Consider the following 13,435-nt stretch of genomic DNA (forward strand, 5'->3'; position numbering starts at 1 on the left):
AAACTTATCCATTGACTTTGATGTAAATCTTCCACTCACTTGGTCCAACTTCTTCAATTTCGAGAACTTCGTGTCCCATACTTTTTACCGTCTCTGGGATTCGTTCCTTTGACATTGGATAATCAATCCAAACTTCAAGAATTTCACCAGGTTTCATGCTTTTCAAAGCCCTTTTTGTTTCAACATCTGGTACTGGACAAACCTCTCCTCTAACATCCAGACTCTTTGAAACGTTGTACTTACCCATAATCCATACCTCCCTTTTTATTTGTACTGGCACTTGCCAGTTTTGTGAAAGATTTCTTTTGAATATCACCAAAAACTTATCGTTAGTCATTAATACAAGTTTTAATAAAGTGATATTTTTCACTTATATAATACCAGATTCTAGTTACGAATTTCACGATTAACATGTTACAGTTTGGTAAATTTTGCAAATACGAGTCTTCAAGGTCATATTTAAGGCGCTAAAACAAATTTTCAAGTGTCGGATGAGTTCTCTCGTAATGATAAGTTTTAAGATATTAACACCAACAATGCCATTTTTTGATAGAACAATACCCCAGTAAGGTCTTTTCATTTAGTGGATGGATAAGTAACTCGAATTTCAGCAAAGTATTTTTAACAAAGTAGTGTTATAATAACATAGATTGATTCTTTGGTTTGCATCTTTCCGAGAGTATCATTCTTTCTTGTTAACCATCTCCAGACTTTACGCATGTTTCTAATATTTTTAGTTAACATTATCCACCAAAAAGCGGGGGGGCAGGGATGAAAAAGGCGGATTTCTCATTCAAGAAGTTGTTGCTTCTCGGTTTTGGGTTCTTCGGAATAAGTTTGGTTTGGCCACTGTACAACTCCTATGTTCCGATATTTTTGAAAGACTTTGAGCTATCATCGACTCTCATAGGTTTTGTCATGACTATTGATAACATCTTTGCTATTATCATGCTTCCACTTATAGGAGTTCTAAGCGACCAAACGAGAACAAAACTCGGTCGTAGGATGCCTTACATACTTGTTGGGGCACCGCTTGCTGCTATGACGTTTTCGCTCATACCCATAACAAGAGCTTGGCATGTATTATGGTTAATGATGCTAAACATTATCTTCATGAATTTTTTTATGGCTCTCTTCAGGTCTCCTGTGATTGCACTAATGCCTGATATAACTCCATCTGAGTACAGAAGTCAAGCAAATGGCGTAATTAATTTCATGGGCGGAGTAGGTGCACTCCTTGCGTTTTTCGCGGGAAAACCGCTGTACGACAAAAATCCCGGTCTGCCATTCTACGTTGGAGCTATGATAATGCTTATTGCCCAGCTGCTCGTTGTTTTGTTCATAAGAGAAGACGAAAAATACAAAGTAGAGACAGGAGAGAAAGTAAGATTTGAGAATGTCTATAAGAAAACAATAGAAGAATTAAAAGAGAACTTGAAAGATGTCTTTACTTCCAAAGAAAAGAGCCTTTTGATGATGCTTCTTTCAATACTCTTGTGGTTCATCGGCTACAACGCACTCGAAACTTTCTTCACAAGTTATGCGAAATTCCAAATGGGGATTAAAGAAAGCACCGGTGCACTTGTGCTCGGCTTTTTCTCATTAACGTTTATGCTCTTTGCAATTCCCGCGGGGTTTATAGGCTCAAGAATAGGCAGGAAGAAGACAATGACGATAGGGTTGTCAATAGTTATCGCTATACTCATCGGTACGATACTATCAACTAAGATAATCACTGATGTAGGATTATTGACGAAAGTATTCTTTGCTCTATTTGCAATTGGAGGCTTTGGTTGGGCGATGGTTAACGTTAATTCTCTACCCACGATAGTCGATATGACTGTAGAGGAAAAGGTTGGAGGCTACACGGGGTTGTATTACTTCTTTTCTATGGCAGCAAACATTATCGCACCACCACTCGCTGGGTTCTTTATCGATAAAATCGGATACAATACTCTTATAATACTCACGTTGGCCTTTTTCGTATTAGCTGTTCTAACACTTCAGTTTGTCAAAAGAGGAGATGTCAAAGTGAGTTAAGCAAAATAAGTAAAAAGCGTGTTGCCACAAAAGACAATTCCCCGTGGTTTAGAACCCACGGGGGATATTTTGATAATTCTAATCTTCTACTCTTTTTTCTTTAGTTTCACAGCCGTTCCGTAAGCCAGTATCTCAGCAGCGCTCTGCATTACCGATGACGAACCAAATCTCACACCAACGACTGCGTCAGCTCCAAGCTTTTCAGCCTCGCTAACCATTCTCTTCAACGCTATGTTTCTACTCTCTACAAGCAGTTCTGTATAGCTTTTTATCTCTCCGCCTGCGAGTGTTTTGAATGCAGCCGCGATATCTTTTCCCAAGTGCTTTGAGTTAACGATACTTCCTGTTACAATACCGAGTGTCTCGACTATTTCATATCCTGGCACAAAATCTGTAGTTACAACTATCATACTCACACCTCCATTTTAACAGCACTTGTTGGTTAAACTTCCTTCCTTTCAAAAACTAAGTAACCAATCCAGGTAATCACTAAGCACACGACTATTATTCCCAGTGTATAACGAAAATCAACGCTGTTTTTCTCAAAAATACTCACTCCAAGCTGATATGGAAAGGTATTCAAAAATTTCGTAGCCTTTATTAAACCTGCTGTTGTAGTTAAAGCAAGTAAACCCAAACTGGCAAGAAGTGGCTTGACTTGGTCGTTGAAAATCACCGAGAAGAATACCCCAACACAATACCATAAAAGTGCTCCAAAAATTGAGTGTACCATAAACTTAGGTATGACCGAGTAGTTATATTCCTTTCCAGCAACTGCGGAATATATAGCCGGAAGTATCGAGCCTACTAACATAACAATCAATGTTGCGATAGCTCCAGCGAAGACTTTATTAAAGTATATCCACTTTCTTGGTTTTCTAACGAGTAGAAATACTATAGTCTCGTTCTCAAATTCTCTTGCAAAAAGAGGAAATGCCATTATTATACCGATAATACCTATCATTTGCCCAAAGTTTTTACCATACCACTGAGAATTTATGTAAAAATTCCATTCTTTTAACTTGCTTAGCATCGCGCCAGGTAGGAACTTTTCAAGCTGGGGATTCCCCGAATACCCTTCGAGTATAGAGACTGTAAACTTTTGGAATGGAGCCACAATGAAAAACAATGCTATAGTAACTATTAGAACACCAAAAAATCTAACCTTCATATCGTAAAATTCTTTCTTCATATCCTGCACCACCTTTCAAAACTCTCACATGTTTGTTGGATTATTATTCCCCATTACAAGTGCTTCGAATATTACTTCAAAGGGAACAGGAGTGTATTCCAAATTATTCGAAATAGCATATTCTCTTGTCACAATATAGATATCTTCACTTTCGGTGCTCTTGTACTTATAACCCTCAATTTTTGAATCTCTCGGTATACTCACGGCACAGTATTTTTCCTTAATCTCATCAAGATAACCTATATCAAGTATCTTCCCTTTGTTCATAATTGCAATTTTATCAGCAACCTTCTCAACTTCGCTTAAGATGTGACTTGTATATAGCACGCTCTTATCACCTGATGGCAATTCTCTTATCATCTCAAGTACTTCATTTCTTACTATTGGATCAAGTCCCCATGTTGGTTCGTCAAAGATGTAAAGCTCGGCATCTTGAGAGAACGCAATTGATAGGTAAAGCTGTGTTGTTTGACCGCTGGACAAACTGGAAACTTTTTCATTTAATGGTATTTGGAATCTTTTAACATACTCAATGCATTTCTTTTCATCGAACTTGTCGGTTAGTTCTTTTGCAACTTTTACCATTCTTTCCACGGTGTACGAACCATACAATTCCTTTCCATCGGGAACAAACGAAATAGTTCCATTTAAGACAATCTCACCGGCATCCCTTCTTCTTAAACCGAGGATACACTTTATTGTAGTAGTCTTACCTGCGCCGTTTGGACCAAGAAGTGCGAAGATTTCACCTTTTAGGACTTCAAATGAGATACCATCAACAGCATGGATGTTCCCGTAATACTTTTTCAAGTTTTTGACACTGAGAACCAATGTGCTTTCAGTTGCCATTATTTTCACCTTCCTTGTATTGATGACTTGATTGAGTTGATTGTTGATATATTTTCTCAACAAGGCTAAAAACAGTAGATTTGTCTATCTTGAGTTCCTTGCAACGTCGCAATACACTTTCGAGTTCCGTGATTATCTGCTGTTTTATTTTCTCGTGGACAGCGTTTTCAAGTCCAACGACGGTATACCCCTCACCGCGTTCGGCACGTATAACTCCCTCAAGTTCAAGTTCCCTGTAAGCACGTGCCACCGTGTTTACATTTACTCCCAAGTCTTTAGCCAACGTTCTGATAGAGGGCAAGAAATCACCTGGTTTTAACTTGCCACTAAGAATAAGTACCTTCACCTTCTCTTTTATTTGCACATAAATCGGTACCGGAGAATGGTAGTCCACAACAAACCACACACATAACACCTCTATTGATATATTCTTATATCGTATACTGCTGTAATATTGTACTATTACAGTGGTCGTTTTGTCAAGGTAGTTTTCATTTCGCATGTCCGAAGCTCAAAGGGCTTTTCTTAGTGAATTAGTTGCAAGCTTCTTATGGATTTATAGAAAATGTCATTTTCGTACCTTGACACTATTAAGCTCTTTATGGTAAAATTCCTTTCGAAAAGTTTGGAGGTGTAAATATGGTTAATTTGGTCCAGCGAGGCCAAAACCAGAGAAAAGGAAGGGCAACAAACAATGTCAATAACTTCGTAAATTTTGTACCAGCTCTTTTGAAGAGTATAATCTTAGATTTTTGTAGAAACCTTTTCGGAAAGTTATCAATATTTGGTTTTGTTAGAAAAGGGACCTCTTTTGAGGTCCCTTTTTTATTACCCTTTATGCGTTTATCATCAACACCAAAGGAGGCTTCTACATGAGAATATTTGATATGTCAACTGGTAGAATTAAAAGAGGACAAGTTCCAGTTGACCTCCCGGAGAAAATAGACCAAGACCTCGATTCTTTGCTGCTTTCACCACTATTTGTAGACTTACATACACATGTTAGGTTAAATGACCAAGAGGATTACGACACACTTTCCCATGCGGCTTTAGCCGGCGGGTTCGGAGTATGCGTGATTCAACCAAACACAAGGCCACCTATAGAAAACTTAGATGTTCTAAAGAATCATGTTGAACTTTCAAAAGACAAAGATGTTCACTTTCTTCATACCATCAGCTTATTTGGAGAGATAAACGATTTAAATGAGCTTGAGGATTATACAAACAACATTGCTGGTTTCTCAACAGACGGAATTCGGTACACAAGTCCAGACTTAATAAAAGCTTTCTCAGAGAAAAAGAGTGCTTTAGTTTTTGATCATTCACAACTACACGAAGTTCCAGGAGATTTCTACATAGATTCGAAACTACCTAACGCAGTGCGCACATACTCAAACGAGGCAATCGCGATATTCAGAACTGTGTTGACAGGGCTTGAGTTCGGGTTTAATAGATTTCACATTCAGCATGTCTCAACCTCACAATCTTTGGAGACCATAGAGTACCTAAGAAAAAAGGCGAAGGTTACATGTGAAGTAACCCCCCATCACGTTTTCTTCCGCCCAGAGGAGATAAACAATCCAAACCAGAAGATTAACCCTCCCATTTCAAAAGACAGAGATATCCTCGTCAATGCTGTGAGAAAGGGTATCATAACGTGTTTTGCAACAGACCATGCACCGCATCCTGAAAAGCCAGCAGATTTTGAAAGAGCCCCATATGGAAGTTCCCATATAGAGGTAGCGTTTTCTGTGTATCTGAAAGTGTTCGAAGATATCGAACTCGTTTTGAAAAATCTCACTATAAATCCGCTTAGTGTGTTGGGAAAAAGTTATGAGGAACTTGGCTTAAAGTTCCCCAACGACGCTGTGTTGATTGATGAAAAGGCTGAGTATACTGTTGAAAGCAACAAGTTCTTCAGCAAAGGCAAAAACTGTGCATTCAATGGTTATAGATTGAAGGGAAAGGTCCTTGGAATAAGAAGAAACGGAAGGTGGGTGTTCTGGAATGGCGAATTTCTCCGCTGAATTAAAAAAGCAAACAAAGTACAAAGCCTTTCTACTAACTAAGAGGATCGTTGAAGAAATAACGCAAAATACTTACTTAATCACTTTTGAAGAAGATTTCGATTTTCTACCAGGACAGTTCTGCATGGTGAGCGTAGGTGACGCAGGATTAACGCGGAAACCTTACACGCTTGGAAGATTAAACAAAAGGGAACTTGCTATCTCCGTAAAAATTGCAGGAAAGGGAAGCGAGTATATAGTTAAGACCAACGAAAAACTCAATGTCCTTGCACCTCTTGGCAATCCATTTATTCCTGAGAGTAATAATGGTGCAGTTATTGTGGCACCGTCCTGTCTTGCCGAGGGAATCCATCTTTCCGAACGTTTTGATATACCGTTAATCGTGGCCTCAAAGACCGAACTGAACGAGAAATTTGTGAAGAAATTCAAGATGAGAGTATTTGTAGGGAACGATGAGTATTTAAATTTGCTCAGTGAATTAAATCACTCAGCTTTCGACTGGATATTCGTCAGCGGCTCCAGAGTCATGGAAGAGCTTGCTGTAAAAAATATGCCAAATAAGGTTGTTTACGTTTCATTGAATGAGTACATGGCTTGTGGAATAGGTGCTTGTAAAGGATGCGCTGTGGAAACAGTCCATGGCATAAAACACGTTTGCACAGACGGACCGGTGTTTAGAGGTGATAACATATGGCAAGTTCAAAGACACTCAGACTGAGAACACCCATTGTTATAGCCTCCGGACCTGGGGGTTTTGGTGAGTACCTTAACGTAGATTCAATAGATTGGTCTTACGTAGGCGCGTACACATTGAAGACGATAACTCTCCATCCAAAGGTTGGTAACAAACCGCCGAGAATATACGCAACCGATATCTTCATGATAAATCGCATCGGGCTCGAAAATCCTGGTTTTGTTGGTTTAAAAAAGATTCTAGATAGTGGAGAGTTAGATGTTTTGCTTTCAAAAGTTCCAGCTATTTTGAGCCTTGGAGGGGATTCGTTTGAAGAGTACGTTGAGATAACCAGACTTGTGAAACCTTACTTAGATAAGTTTTTGGCTATCGAATACAATTTTAGCTGTCCAAACGTTCATCACGGCGGACTTTCAATTATGTCAGATAGAGAAGAGTGGAGGAAACTTTTGAAGGCGATAAGAAAAGAAACGGATGCGTTTATCATTGCAAAACTTGGAATAGAAAGTGGGTTTGTTGAAGAAATGGCAAAGATTGTCGCGCTGGAAGGTTGGAATGGTGTCACTGTTATCAATACTATCCGTGGACTTATCATAAACTCTGAAGGACAAGTTTTACTTGGAGGGCTTTCAGGTCCTGCACTTTATCCTATCGCACTTAGGGCTGTTTACGAAGTGAGGAAGGTCTTACCAGATATTTTCATAATCGCATCCGGTGGTATATACACTGCCCAACAAGCAAAAGAGATGCTCCAATTTGGGGCGAACGCAGTGAGCATAGGAAGTGCACTATTCCAAAATGAGTATGTTATCAACAAAATAGGAAAAGAAATTGTGGAGTTCTTAAAAAGTGAAGAAAAACAATAATTTCTAAAGGGGGGATTTTTATGTTGATGGTTACTCCACTTAGTAGTGAAAAGATGGAAAAAGTCGAGAGAAAAAACTGGGTTGTAACAGAGCCGGTGCTTAGCTTAGACATGGAAGACCCTATTGGTTTCATTGAAAAACACGGAAGTTTTGATTATGTTAAGGTTGGACATAACCTTGCAGTGCAAGGAAAGAGGATACTTGATTATTTCTACGAAAGAGGATACAAAGTTATTCTTGATTTGAAATTTTCTGATATACCATCAACGGTGGCAAGGTCGATAAGAGCCTGGGAACATCCTGCAATCGTTGGTTTCACAGTTCATGCAAACGCGGGGTTAGAGAGTGTTAAAGCCGCCCTTGAATCAACTGATAAGATGATTTTCTCTGTGATAAAGTTAACATCGCTACCCGGAAGGCTCGAAGATTTTGAACATATTATTGTAGGACTTGCGAGGTTGGGCTCTTCGTTCGTGCTACCTGGCATGTGGGCAATTAAGATGCGACACAAAATAGGTGGAGCAATACTGGTTCCCGGTATACGTATGGAGCAATCAAAAGATGACCAAAAAGATGTGGTATCGTTATGGGATATTTTTGGGATAGCGAACTTCGCTGTACTTGGAAGAGAAGTGTATAAGGCAAAAGACCCCGGTGAAAAGATACAGGCAATAAAAGAGAAGGTGAGATTATGGAAACAATAAATGAAAGGGTTTTAGAAATCCTCAGAAAGACAGGCGCTTTGCTCGATGGTCACTTCATACTCTCTTCTGGTTTACATTCCCCCAATTACGTCCAATGCGCTAAGGTTTTCGAATATCCGAAATATGGGGAACAGATCGGGGAACTAATAGCAAGGAAAATTTTAGATGCTGGACTGGGTGTTGACGTTGTTGTCGGACCGGCACTTGGTGGTGTTATCGTGGCATATGAAGTAGGGAAGAAGTTGAACACACGCGCGATTTTTACTGAACGTGAAGACAGTGTCATGAAATTGAGAAGGGGCTTTGAAATACACGAAGGCGAAAGAGTGCTTATCGTTGAAGATGTTGTTACAACGGGAAAATCAACACTCGAAGTTGTAGAAGTTGTTGAAAGCTACGGCGGGCAAATCGTAGGGTTTGCAAGCATTATAAACAGGTCAGGAAAAGAAAATCCGTTTGAAGAAATCAATCAAAAACTTAAAGGAAAGCCGTACTTCTACCTTGTGAAGTTCGACTTCCCTACTTACAAACCTGAGGATTGTCCACTTTGTAAATCTGGTATACCTGCTGTGAAACCTGGTAGCAGAAAGATGAATACAAGGTAAAGGTTATTTTTGCCTGTATGATTTGAGATATTTTTCTCTTAACAACTTTGCATGCTCATCTGGAAGAATAGAAACCTTTCCAACTCTGAGTGCTTCTATGTAAATTTGTGCAGTTTTTTCTGCGACGAGTGTTGCAATTAAAGCTTCTTGGAGATTTTCACCCACGGTCACAAGACCGTGGTTTCTTAAAAATACACAATGGTTATTTCCAAGAGCTTTGATGGCGTTCCGTGCGAGTTCTTCGGTCCCTGGAAGTGCGTATTCTGAAACAAAAAGACGTTCTCCAAGAATCATTACAGCATCCTCAACAATCGGGGGAATCTCTTTTAAAGTCACCGAGACTATTGTAGAATAAACAGGATGTGTGTGTATTATTGCATGAACATCTGCTCGCTTTTCGTAAATCTCAATATGCAAAGGTAGTTCTGAAGAGGGTGTTAACTCACCGTAGACTTTCCTCCCCTCGTTGTCTACAACTATTATATGCTTTGGTGTTAACTTATCATATGGAAACCCAGATGGTGTGATGTAAATGTATCCACCATCTCGGACACTAATGTTTCCCCAAGTACCTTTCGTAAGCCCTTCTTCAGAAACCTTACGGGCATAATTGACTATCGATTCGGCGATATCGTAATTGAAGGAAAATTTTTCCACACTTTTCTTTGTTTTCTTCGCCATTCACTTACCCCTTTCGCATCACCCATAGTATTCTCAGAGTGCTCTAAACACACCATTGCTGGTCTCTACGTTAAGAAGTGTTGGCAAAATGCCAAATTTAATTCTGTAAGCTTCTGAAATTTTTTCAAAAATGCTTTCGAAATTTCCTTTAACTAACGCTATGATACTTCCTCCAAAGCCTGCTCCAACTATCCTTGCCCCTAAAACATTTGAGTATTCACGTAATTTCTCAATAAGGAAATCTATCTCTTCGCAAGAAACTTCGTAATTGTCTTTGAGACTGTAATGTGATTCGTACAGATACTTTCCAACCAAAACTAAGTTGTCATCTTCTAGTGCCGATAGTGTCTTTAAAACTCTCTCATTCTCTGTAACAACATGCAGTGCCCGCTTTTTCAAAACAGGGTCTTGAATCTTTTCGATGTCTTCAAGCGTAACTTCCCTAAACGATGGTTTCCTGAGCGCTTGCAGTGCAAGTTCACATTCATGTCGTCTTTTATTGTATTCGGACGAACCAAGCTCATGCTTAACTCCAGAGTTAATGAGATAAAGCTTGGTATCATCGAGTCGAAGAGGGACGTATTTATACTCTCTTGTCATGGTGTCTATAAAAAGTGCGTGGTCTTCTTTCGAAAGTGCAACAGCGTATTGGTCCATTATCCCACAGCGAACACCAACGAAATCAACCTCACATTCGTGGGCAATTTTTGCAAGTTCTTCACGGTCAAGCTCGAATCCCATCATTTGAGAAATAGCATACCCTGCACCAACTTCCAAAGCAGCAGAGCTTGATAATCCTGCTCCCATTGGAAGATCAGAATCAATGTACATTGTGAACGGCTTAACTTCGTATCCATGTTCTCTCAGCTTCTGAATCATCCCTATTACGTAATCAGCCCAGGAATTTGTTTTTGTGGGGGCATCAAACTCTATTCCTTTCTTCAACTGATGTGAGAAAATTTTAAACTTTTTCGATGGTTCTATTTCAATTTTTACATACCTTTTTATAGCAAATGGTAAGACAAAACCGTCGTTATAATCTGTGTGCTCTCCTATAAGATTTGCACGTCCCGGTGAATAAACCACTATTTTTTGGTTTGCCATATCACAACTCAACCTCCACATTCCTGAGTTCTTTTGCCGCTTCTTCTGGAATTTTTGGGTTTATGAACGCCCAAGTTCCAGTTTCAACACTTGCCATCCACTTAATTTTGTCTTTGTCTCGTTTTACAGGGTTAAACTCAATATGGAAATGGAAAGCATGTGAATAGCTTACATCATTGACTGGTGCTTGGAAAAGCATCATCATGTATGGGAATGCTTGTTTGAAAAGTAAGTCATATTTCATTGTAACAACTTTTAGAGCCTTTGCCAAGTGATATCTCTCAGTGTTTGTAAGTTCTACAAGAGTACTTACGTGCCTTTTGGGATACACATGGACTTCGTAGGGCCAGCGTGCATAAAACGGAACAAGTGTGATAAATGATTCATTCTCGTAGATTATTCTTTCTTTTAATTTTATCTCATTATCAACAATATCACAAACCGCACAACTGCCGTTCTCGTCGTAGTATTGAGACAAAGCCTGCAGTTTTGCTTCTATACGCTTTGGAATGAACGGAAAGGCATATAATTGTCCATGTGGGTGCGGAAGGGTTGCACCTACTTCCTTACCCCTGTTTTCGAAAATGAAGACGTATTTGATAAACCGGTTTTGTGATAAGTCAAGGTATCTATCTACCCACATCTGGATTAGTTTTTCGATTTGGTGAATAGGCATCATACTCATAGCACTTTCATGCTCAATTGTATAAACAACAACCTCGCATTTTCCGTTCGAACGTGCCTTTCTATATATACCCGTGCTTTGGACTTCTGGAGCATCTATCTTCATTGAAGGATATCTGTTATCGAACGAAACCAAATCGTACTCTGTTTCGAACTCATCACCACCAGGACAAAGTGGACAGAAATTCGTTGGATTCGTAGGTCTTGCTTGCGTGTATGCTGAAACCATAACCCATTCTCCAGTGAGCAGATTCCATCTTCGTTCCATCATCGCTTATCACCACCTTAGACTCCCTATTTATTGTTTTTCTCTGTAGTAATTGAAGATTCTGCCGTCCGTTCTTTTTTCAACCACTTTTGACAATTCAATCCTTGGTGTATCGTAGTTGACTTTGTATTGCAAAGTTGCAAGGTCATCTATAACAAGTTCATCACAACCATTGGTACCACAACTTGTGATTTTGTATCTTCCATTCATCAACCCACTGACTTTGAACCTTCTGCGACCGTAGGTCTTGTATTTTTTAACCAAGTTCCACAAATTCTTATCAATTTCGTAGGAGAGGTTATCACTCTGTATTATCATATTATCCAACAAGAGTGATGCAATAGTGTAAAGTTCCCTATGCGCATCATTAAGCTGTGTATCTTCCTTTCTCAACATAAGACAGTCAGGGTCGTTCCACCAAAGTATGTTGTTCATAAAGTTGCGTGTAATAACGTTCCTTAGAGCATAATACGCATTTGGATAGCCTATATCTGGTCCATTTGGGTCCCAGAAAGAGGCTGTGTCGGCACTGATTCTCATACCGTCAACCAAACCAACACTTGGTAGAAGGGGAGCACCACATCCAAGAACAAACGAGTCTCCCACAGCTTCTCGAATAACTTTCAAACCCATTCTATACGCTTCTATTGGCGAAACATTATGTTTATACCTTTTTCCTTGAATTGCTCCGGCAAAAAGAAAATCGATTTTAAAATAATCGAATCCATTCGCTTTTAAACCAACAAAGAGGTTTTTTAACCACTCCACAGCTTCAGGATGCGTTGTGTCAAGTGCATATATCTTTTTACTCCAGTTTTCATACGCGACAACGGGTACACCACTTTCGTTTTTAACCAGCCAATCGGGGTGGTTTTTGAATACATTTGATGTTTCCGAAATACTGAATGGGGCAAGCCAAATTCCTGGCTTGTAACCATATGATGCTATCTTATCTGCAACTTCTTTTAGACTTGGGAACTTCTCATTAGGTACCCAGTCACCAATATCAATTTCCCATGCATCATCTATTTGGAAGACTTCGTATCCTAAATCCAACTCTTTAGACTTCTCCAAATCGGAAATCATCTTTTCATAATTGAAGTCAAGGTAGTATTGATACCAGCTCGACCAACTAACCGGGTTGTGTGATGAAAATGTAATGTTGTTTTCTTTTGCAATAAGTTCGGCATAGTATGTGAGTCCATCATCAGGGTTCAAATTGATTACCGCAATAGGTTCTATAGGTGTCCATTCATCGAACATCTTGCCAAAATACCTTAAATGGACAGATATAGTATCGTCAGACAACTTGAAATAAACATGACCAATCTCGGATTTAAGCGCTCCTACTACGAAGGTATCCGCAGCTAAGAAATAATCGCTGATAAGGTTATCAAAATAAACTTCTGGCATAATGGATGCACTGAAACCAAATTTTTCAATTAGGTCCTTTGGGAAATTCAATTTAAAATCCTTTGTTATAACCCTTGCAGGCCCCCATGACTGCCAGTTATTGGCAAGTACTTTATCTGGTCTTGGGAACGAGAATAGTTCAACATCGTCTACTATTCCTTTTATTTCTCCTGAAATCTTGTAGCCAGCCGGAATCTTACGAACTTCTAATATCAGTTCGTATCTATCAAACTTACGGTAACCGATTATCTTCCTTATTTCTGACAAGCTTGGGATGTACATACAAAGGCTCACTCCTTTCTCCAAGA

The 13,435-nt window shown here is 39.3% G+C and carries 15 protein-coding genes; 6 read left to right on the plus strand and 9 right to left on the minus strand.

From position 1 onward, the window contains the following. Positions 1 to 4: 4 nt before the first annotated feature. A complete protein-coding gene (locus FERPE_RS04085; RefSeq protein ID WP_014451390.1) occupies positions 5 to 247 on the minus strand; it encodes a sulfurtransferase TusA family protein in 243 nt (80 codons plus the stop codon). A gap of 524 nt (positions 248 to 771) precedes the next feature. On the opposite strand from FERPE_RS04085, the gene FERPE_RS04090 reads away from it, so the two are divergent. Continuing rightward, a complete protein-coding gene (locus FERPE_RS04090; protein ID WP_014451391.1) occupies positions 772 to 2,040 on the plus strand; it encodes an SLC45 family MFS transporter in 1,269 nt (422 codons plus the stop codon). An 86-nt stretch (positions 2,041 to 2,126) separates the two neighbouring features. Here the strand turns inward: FERPE_RS04090 and FERPE_RS04095 are convergent, their stop codons facing one another. The 4 genes from FERPE_RS04095 to FERPE_RS04110 are packed head-to-tail and all read right to left on the minus strand — an operon-like array spanning position 2,127 to position 4,487. Beyond that, complete coding sequence (locus FERPE_RS04095; RefSeq protein WP_014451392.1) at positions 2,127 to 2,450, minus strand: YbjQ family protein; 324 nt, start codon at positions 2,448 to 2,450, stop codon at positions 2,127 to 2,129. Positions 2,451 to 2,482: 32 nt separating this feature from the next. Beyond that, positions 2,483 to 3,232, minus strand: a complete 750-nt coding sequence (locus tag FERPE_RS04100) for an ABC transporter permease subunit (RefSeq protein WP_014451393.1) — start codon at positions 3,230 to 3,232, stop codon at positions 2,483 to 2,485. Between the two features lie 24 nt (positions 3,233 to 3,256). Further along, a complete protein-coding gene (locus tag FERPE_RS04105; RefSeq protein ID WP_014451394.1) occupies positions 3,257 to 4,081 on the minus strand; it encodes an ABC transporter ATP-binding protein in 825 nt (274 codons plus the stop codon). After that, complete coding sequence (locus FERPE_RS04110; protein ID WP_014451395.1) at positions 4,071 to 4,487, minus strand: GntR family transcriptional regulator; 417 nt, start codon at positions 4,485 to 4,487, stop codon at positions 4,071 to 4,073. Before FERPE_RS04110 ends, FERPE_RS04105 begins: the two co-directional genes overlap by 11 nt. Positions 4,488 to 4,953: 466 nt before the next feature. On the opposite strand from FERPE_RS04110, the gene FERPE_RS04120 reads away from it, so the two are divergent. The 5 genes from FERPE_RS04120 to pyrE are packed head-to-tail and all read left to right on the plus strand — an operon-like array spanning position 4,954 to position 8,977. Then, positions 4,954 to 6,108 carry a dihydroorotase gene (locus FERPE_RS04120; RefSeq protein WP_014451397.1) on the plus strand — a complete coding sequence of 385 codons (1,155 nt, stop codon included), beginning with the start codon at positions 4,954 to 4,956 and terminating at the stop codon, positions 6,106 to 6,108. Continuing rightward, positions 6,089 to 6,826: an iron-sulfur cluster-binding protein gene (locus FERPE_RS04125; protein ID WP_014451398.1), complete on the plus strand. Its 738-nt coding sequence runs from the start codon at positions 6,089 to 6,091 to the stop codon at positions 6,824 to 6,826. The genes FERPE_RS04120 and FERPE_RS04125 overlap by 20 nt, the downstream gene beginning before the upstream one ends. Beyond that, on the plus strand, positions 6,799 to 7,668 hold the full coding sequence (locus FERPE_RS04130; protein WP_014451399.1) for a dihydroorotate dehydrogenase: 870 nt from the start codon (positions 6,799 to 6,801) through the stop codon (positions 7,666 to 7,668). The genes FERPE_RS04125 and FERPE_RS04130 overlap by 28 nt, the downstream gene beginning before the upstream one ends. Before the next feature lie 53 nt (positions 7,669 to 7,721). Then, positions 7,722 to 8,372, plus strand: a complete 651-nt coding sequence (gene pyrF, locus FERPE_RS04135) for an orotidine-5'-phosphate decarboxylase (RefSeq protein ID WP_052312873.1) — start codon at positions 7,722 to 7,724, stop codon at positions 8,370 to 8,372. Further along, positions 8,360 to 8,977 carry an orotate phosphoribosyltransferase gene (gene pyrE / locus FERPE_RS04140; protein WP_014451401.1) on the plus strand — a complete coding sequence of 206 codons (618 nt, stop codon included), beginning with the start codon at positions 8,360 to 8,362 and terminating at the stop codon, positions 8,975 to 8,977. Before pyrF ends, pyrE begins: the two co-directional genes overlap by 13 nt. Positions 8,978 to 8,980: 3 nt before the next feature. On the opposite strand, the gene FERPE_RS04145 is transcribed toward pyrE, so the two are convergent. The 4 genes from FERPE_RS04145 to FERPE_RS04160 are packed head-to-tail and all read right to left on the minus strand — an operon-like array spanning position 8,981 to position 13,409. Beyond that, positions 8,981 to 9,658 carry a class II aldolase/adducin family protein gene (locus FERPE_RS04145; protein ID WP_014451402.1) on the minus strand — a complete coding sequence of 226 codons (678 nt, stop codon included), beginning with the start codon at positions 9,656 to 9,658 and terminating at the stop codon, positions 8,981 to 8,983. 33 nt (positions 9,659 to 9,691) lie between these two features. Next, the gene (locus FERPE_RS04150; RefSeq protein ID WP_041263259.1) at positions 9,692 to 10,747 is read right to left on the minus strand and encodes a galactokinase; all 1,056 of its coding nucleotides are present in this window, start codon (positions 10,745 to 10,747) and stop codon (positions 9,692 to 9,694) included. A 16-nt stretch (positions 10,748 to 10,763) separates the two neighbouring features. Next, positions 10,764 to 11,717, minus strand: coding sequence for a galactose-1-phosphate uridylyltransferase (gene galT, locus FERPE_RS04155; protein ID WP_014451404.1), 954 nt, complete (start codon positions 11,715 to 11,717; stop codon positions 10,764 to 10,766). 27 nt (positions 11,718 to 11,744) lie between these two features. Further along, complete coding sequence (locus FERPE_RS04160; protein WP_014451405.1) at positions 11,745 to 13,409, minus strand: glycoside hydrolase family 36 protein; 1,665 nt, start codon at positions 13,407 to 13,409, stop codon at positions 11,745 to 11,747. Between the last annotated feature and the right edge of the window lie 26 nt (positions 13,410 to 13,435).

Source organism: Fervidobacterium pennivorans DSM 9078, from assembly GCF_000235405.2.
Classification (GTDB): Bacteria; Thermotogota; Thermotogae; order Thermotogales; family Fervidobacteriaceae; genus Fervidobacterium; species Fervidobacterium pennivorans.

Excerpts from the sequence above, each read along its gene's own strand:
- FERPE_RS04125 (WP_014451398.1), top strand. The coding sequence starts at position 6,089 with ATGGCGAATTTCTCCGCTGAATTAAAAAAGCAAACAAAGTACAAAGCC.
- FERPE_RS04100 (WP_014451393.1), bottom strand. The coding sequence starts at position 3,232 with ATGAAGAAAGAATTTTACGATATGAAGGTTAGATTTTTTGGTGTTCTA.
- FERPE_RS04160 (WP_014451405.1), bottom strand. The coding sequence starts at position 13,409 with ATGTACATCCCAAGCTTGTCAGAAATAAGGAAGATAATCGGTTACCGT.
- FERPE_RS04095 (WP_014451392.1), bottom strand. The coding sequence starts at position 2,450 with ATGATAGTTGTAACTACAGATTTTGTGCCAGGATATGAAATAGTCGAG.
- FERPE_RS04120 (WP_014451397.1), top strand. The coding sequence starts at position 4,954 with ATGAGAATATTTGATATGTCAACTGGTAGAATTAAAAGAGGACAAGTT.
- FERPE_RS04145 (WP_014451402.1), bottom strand. The coding sequence starts at position 9,658 with ATGGCGAAGAAAACAAAGAAAAGTGTGGAAAAATTTTCCTTCAATTAC.
- pyrE (WP_014451401.1), top strand. The coding sequence starts at position 8,360 with ATGGAAACAATAAATGAAAGGGTTTTAGAAATCCTCAGAAAGACAGGC.
- FERPE_RS04130 (WP_014451399.1), top strand. The coding sequence starts at position 6,799 with ATGGCAAGTTCAAAGACACTCAGACTGAGAACACCCATTGTTATAGCC.
- pyrF (WP_052312873.1), top strand. The coding sequence starts at position 7,722 with ATGGAAAAAGTCGAGAGAAAAAACTGGGTTGTAACAGAGCCGGTGCTT.
- FERPE_RS04105 (WP_014451394.1), bottom strand. The coding sequence starts at position 4,081 with ATGGCAACTGAAAGCACATTGGTTCTCAGTGTCAAAAACTTGAAAAAG.
- FERPE_RS04090 (WP_014451391.1), top strand. The coding sequence starts at position 772 with ATGAAAAAGGCGGATTTCTCATTCAAGAAGTTGTTGCTTCTCGGTTTT.
- galT (WP_014451404.1), bottom strand. The coding sequence starts at position 11,717 with ATGATGGAACGAAGATGGAATCTGCTCACTGGAGAATGGGTTATGGTT.
- FERPE_RS04085 (WP_014451390.1), bottom strand. The coding sequence starts at position 247 with ATGGGTAAGTACAACGTTTCAAAGAGTCTGGATGTTAGAGGAGAGGTT.